Raw genomic sequence first — 3,621 nt, forward strand, 5'->3', positions numbered from 1 at the left:
ACAGCGTCGAGGGCCGCGGGATTGTTGTACGCCACCTGTCTCGTGTGGCGCACCAGGTCGGCGACGACGCCTGCCGAGTCGGGGACGCCCATGGTCGTCGCCCCCGACCCGGCCTGCACGAGCACGGCGTCGTGGGCGCCGTGGAATCCGCCCTCGATCTTCACGATGTCGGGCTTACCTGTGGCGGCGCGGGCGAGCCTGATCGCGGCCATCGTCGCCTCGGACCCGCTGGAGACGAAGCGGACCATCTCGATGGAGGGGTGGTCGGCGGAGATCCTTTCTGCAAGGGCGATCTCGTGCGGGCAGGGGGTGCCGTAGAGCCAGCCTTCTGCAAGCTGCGCCTCGATCGCCTGCCGTACCGCCTCGTGGGCGTGGCCGAGGATGAGGGGGCCGTACCCGAGGCAGCAGTCGACGAGGTCCTGCCCCTCGACCGTCCGCAGGAAGGGCCCGTGCGCACCGGCCGTGTAGAAGGGGTACGGCTTGATCGCCCGCACCGGGCTTGAGACCCCGCCGGGCATCAGGCCCTGCGCCCGTGCAAAGAGGTCACTGCTCTTCACTGAGCCACCTCGCCGCGTCTTCTGCATAATAGGTGATGATCAGGTCGGCCCCTGCCCTCTTGATGCAGGTGAGGCTTTCGAGGGCGCACCGTCTCTCGTCGAGCCAGCCCCGTTCGGCTGCGGCCTTGATCTGGGCGTATTCGCCCGAGACCTGGTAGGCGGCGACAGGGAGGCCGATCTCCCGGATCTTCGCCAGCACGTCGAGGTAGAGGGAGGCCGGTTTGACCATCAGGATGTCGGCCCCCTCGTCCGCGTCCATCTCCGATTCGAGGAGCGCCTCGCGGCCGTTTGCCGGGTCCATCTGGTAGGTGGTCCGGTCGCCGAAGGAGTAGCCGGAGTGCGCCGCCTCCCTGAAGGGTCCGTAGAAGGCGCTCGCAAACTTCGTGGAGTAGGACATGATCGGAACCTCGGTATAGCCTGCGGCGTCGAGGGCCGCCCTGATCGCGCCGACCTGCCCGTCGAGCATGCACGAGGGGGCGACCATGTCGGCGCCGGCACGGGCGTGCGAGACTGCGATCTTCTGCATCAGGGCAAGTGAGGGGTCGTTCAGGAGGTCGATCTCCCCTGACGAGGTCTCGCCGATGATCCCGCAGTGGCCGTGGTCGGTGTACTCGCAGGCGCAGACGTCGGTGATCACCACCATCTCCGGGCAGGCGCGCTTGATCGCGGCGACTGCCTGCTGGAGTCCGCCGTGCTCGGCATAGGCCGAGTGGGCGGCGGCGTCCTTCTCCGCAGGGACGCCGAAGAGGAGGACCGCCGAGATCCCCGCTGTATTCAGTCTCTCTGCCACGCTCTTTGCGTCCCCGACCGGGTACCGGTACTGGCCCGGCATCGAGGTGATGGCCACGGGTTGTTCGATCGTCTCGTCGAAGAAGAGCGGCATCACAAGGTCGCTTGCATCAATCCTCGTCTCCCTGAAGAGAGGTTGGAGGTTTCTCTTTCTCAGTCGTCTCAGTCGTCTTTCCGGGAACATAGTCCGTCACCTCTGGTGATTGCTTTCACCAGCCATTCTGCCTCCCTGGTCTGCCCCTGCTCCGCACATGCCCGTATGGAGTAGGTGGCGTCGAGGAGGAGTTTTTTTGCGAGCACCCGCGTCAGGTCGTCGATGATTGCCGCGGTCTGGGCGTCGCCCCCCTGGAGGCGGGCGCAGGCCCGGTCGCGCTCCCTGACGCGGATCGCCTCGGCCCAGGTGTACAGGCCCCGCAGGGCGTCGTCGGCCGAGGCGGCGTTGAGCATCGTGAGGAAATGGTCGAGTTCGGATTCGATATAGTCATGGGCGCGTGTCGCCTCGGCCTTCCGCGAGGCCAGGGTGTGCTCGTTGACGTCGCGGAGGTTGTCGATGGTGTACAGGTTCACGCCGTCGACCTCGCCGGCGTCCTCCTCGACGTCCCGCGGCTGGGCGATGTCGATGACGACGAGGGGACGCGGGTGGCCGTCGAGGGGCCAGCACCGCCCTTTCATCACCTCGGCCAGGAGGGGCCGGGTGAGGATCGGGTGGGGCGCGGAGGTGCAGGTGATGACAACGTCGGAGAGGGTGATGTAGCGCTTCAGTTCGGCAAAGTTGACTGCCTTCCCCCCGATCTTCTCGGCGAGGACGACCGCCCTCTCATACGTCCGGTTTGCCACGTAGATCGCGGTCAGGTCCTTCGCGGCGAGGGCCTGGGCGACGAGCATCCCCATCTCGCCGCTGCCGATGACGAGGATGTGCCGGCCTTCGAGGCTCGTGAAGAGTTCTTCGGCGAGGGCGACGGCCGCGGAACCGATAGAGACGGCGCCCCTGTTGATCTTCGTCCTCTTTCGCACCTCGACGCCGACGTGCACGGCTTTCTTGATGCAGAGGTCGATGACATGGTCGCTGGTTCCGGCCGCCTGTGAGGCCGTCCAGGCGCGTTTCATCTGGCCGAGGATCTGGTCCTCGCCGATGATCATCGAGTCGATACCGGCGGCCAGCTGGAGGAGGTGGCGGAGGACGTCCACCCCTTCGCGGACCTCGAACCTTTCTCTCCCGAGGTCGTGGAGAAAGTCGGCGAGGTCCCCCGCGGTCCCGTGGACGAGCACCTCGATCCTGTTGCAGGTCTGGAGGAGGAAAACGCCCTTGAACCGTTCCCTGGCTGCAGTGAGAAAGGCCTCCTCGTCGGCGAACCTGAACGCTTCGAGGTCGGCGAGGCCGGCCGCGTGGTGGTTGAGGCCGGCCATGGCCAGGTCAGCATAGAGATATGTTTCCACTGATATATCGCTCCCTTATCTTGCGGTACGCCTCTTCTTCGCCGCCGGCAAGCCATGCCCAGGCGTCGGGGTCGCGGAGGACGGCCCTGAGGATCCGGCTCCGCTCTTCCTGGGTGGGCACCGACTTTTTGAGGTCCTCGCGCAGTCTCCCTTCGACCCCGATCATCGCGTCGAGGTGGGGGAAGGTCTCCTCCAGGTGTTCCCTGAGAAACCGCGGGATGGCCGGGCTTGTCCCCGCGGTGCTGACGGCGAGGAGGTAGCGCTCCCCCCGGAGGACCGAGGGGATCAGGACGTCGCCGGTCTCCCCGTGCGCGTTGTTGAAGTGGACGCCCGCCTCCCGCGCCAGGCGCCCGACCCTGTTATTCAGGGCGGCGTCGGGCGTGGCGGCGACGGCAAGAAAGGCCCCCTCCAGCAGGTCGAGGATCGCACGGTCGTCCATTGCCCCGATGTCGGCCTCGACGCACGCGGCGCCGGAACCGGCAAGGGAGGGCAGGAAACTCCGGCTGACAACGGTGACCCTCGCTTCGCGACAGAAATATGCCGCTTTTCGCGCTCCCACGGCACCGCCGCCGAAGATGACGACGTGCCTCCCGGTGAGGTCGAGGATCAGCGGGATCATCACTGATCTGTGTGCGGCGGCCGCAAATTAAGATTATGTATTATCCGCGGTTCACGTCCGTAATACCTGGCCGACCACCTTCTTTATCTTCTCCCTTTTCCGATCTTTGCGCATGACAACGGATTTCCATGCCTTCAGCGCTTTTGAAGGGGCTGTGTCCCGGACAAAGTTGCTGCTCTGGCCGTTCAATCTCGGTGTCTGGCTCAGGCTCGCCGTGAT

General features: G+C 65.8%; 4 protein-coding genes. All 4 read right to left on the minus strand.

Features of this window, described 5'->3' with window-relative positions; all coding sequences use genetic code 11:
- Nucleotides 1-557: aminotransferase class III-fold pyridoxal phosphate-dependent enzyme (locus tag PHP59_RS11880; RefSeq protein ID WP_300167269.1), on the minus strand; the 557-nt coding region annotated here is incomplete at its 3' end.
- Nucleotides 544-1,530, minus strand: coding sequence for a porphobilinogen synthase (gene hemB, locus PHP59_RS11885; protein ID WP_300167271.1), 987 nt, complete (start codon nt 1,528-1,530; stop codon nt 544-546). The genes hemB and PHP59_RS11880, both read right to left, overlap by 14 nt.
- Nucleotides 1,509-2,753 (minus strand): glutamyl-tRNA reductase, encoded by a 1,245-nt coding sequence (hemA, locus tag PHP59_RS11890; protein ID WP_300167274.1) that lies wholly within the window; start codon nt 2,751-2,753, stop codon nt 1,509-1,511. Before hemA ends, hemB begins: the two co-directional genes overlap by 22 nt.
- A 7-nt stretch (nt 2,754-2,760) precedes the next feature.
- On the minus strand, nt 2,761-3,402 hold the full coding sequence (locus PHP59_RS11895; protein ID WP_300167272.1) for a bifunctional precorrin-2 dehydrogenase/sirohydrochlorin ferrochelatase: 642 nt from the start codon (nt 3,400-3,402) through the stop codon (nt 2,761-2,763).
- Between the last annotated feature and the right edge of the window lie 219 nt (nt 3,403-3,621).

It is taken from the genome of Methanofollis sp. (assembly GCF_028702905.1).
In the GTDB taxonomy this organism is placed as follows: domain Archaea; phylum Halobacteriota; class Methanomicrobia; order Methanomicrobiales; family Methanofollaceae; genus Methanofollis.

Bases quoted from the DNA above. Each gene is read 5' to 3' on its own strand.
- hemB (WP_300167271.1), bottom strand. From the start codon at position 1,530: ATGTTCCCGGAAAGACGACTGAGACGACTGAGAAAGAGAAACCTCCAA.
- hemA (WP_300167274.1), bottom strand. From the start codon at position 2,753: ATGGCCGGCCTCAACCACCACGCGGCCGGCCTCGCCGACCTCGAAGCG.
- PHP59_RS11895 (WP_300167272.1), bottom strand. From the start codon at position 3,402: ATGATCCCGCTGATCCTCGACCTCACCGGGAGGCACGTCGTCATCTTC.